Raw genomic sequence first — 719 nt, 5'->3', positions numbered from 1 at the left:
AACCGTTCGAACCCGTCGGGCGGTAGACGAGCTTGCATTCCACAAGAGGCTGTATGATACGGCTATAAACTTTTCCGCCTTTACAAATCGGGACTGTCGGCCACGACCATCCGCGAAGGCTTGAGTTGACGCAAAAGAAGGACGGTCCCATTGCCCTGGATGCGCATCACCGATCCTAACCACGCGGCCGAGCTTCTGCCCGCGTGGTTCACCGGTCGCATGATCGGCGAGCGCGGCTCGTTTGGGTTGCTCCTGACAACGGGTGACGTCATGCGGATCACCTCCATCACGGCCGTCGCCCAATCGTCGGAGGGCACGCAACTCATCGACGTGCTACTCGACAGCGCAGGAGTGCCCCAGGGCATCGATCTGGCATGGCAATCCAAACACTACTTGGGCGCTCCAATTCCCGGTGCGACCTTGGCCACCGTAAATGCGACACATGTTGTCGCGATGATAGAGTTCGCCGCAGCGGAATTAGTCGAACCGACAGCTGATCTCGCCATTGATGTGGACGACGATGGTGAACTTCCGCCAGAGCTGGAGGCAATGGGGACGGTGCCGGCGATGACCGTCTCGAGTCCTCGATAGCCGTGTGCATCGCGTGCCGCGGCCTATTCTCGCCATGGCTGCTCATCGATCGTGCGACCGCGTGCTTCTCGCGACTCAAATGAAGAATGCTCGCCGCAACAGCGCCCCAAACGGGCCGACGTCTTTCT

Annotated in this window: 1 protein-coding gene; it reads left to right on the top strand. The window is 59.8% G+C overall.

Annotated elements, in window-relative coordinates; all coding sequences use genetic code 11:
• Nucleotides 1-159: 159 nt before the first annotated feature.
• Nucleotides 160-591, top strand: a complete 432-nt coding sequence (locus GSQ92_RS29885; RefSeq protein WP_174247843.1) for a hypothetical protein — start codon at nt 160-162, stop codon at nt 589-591.
• Nucleotides 592-719: the final 128 nt, after the last annotated feature.

This window comes from Acidisoma sp. S159, from assembly GCF_009766125.1.
Lineage (GTDB): Bacteria > Pseudomonadota > Alphaproteobacteria > Acetobacterales > Acetobacteraceae > Acidisoma.
This window is presented reverse-complemented; position numbering and strand designations above follow the sequence as displayed.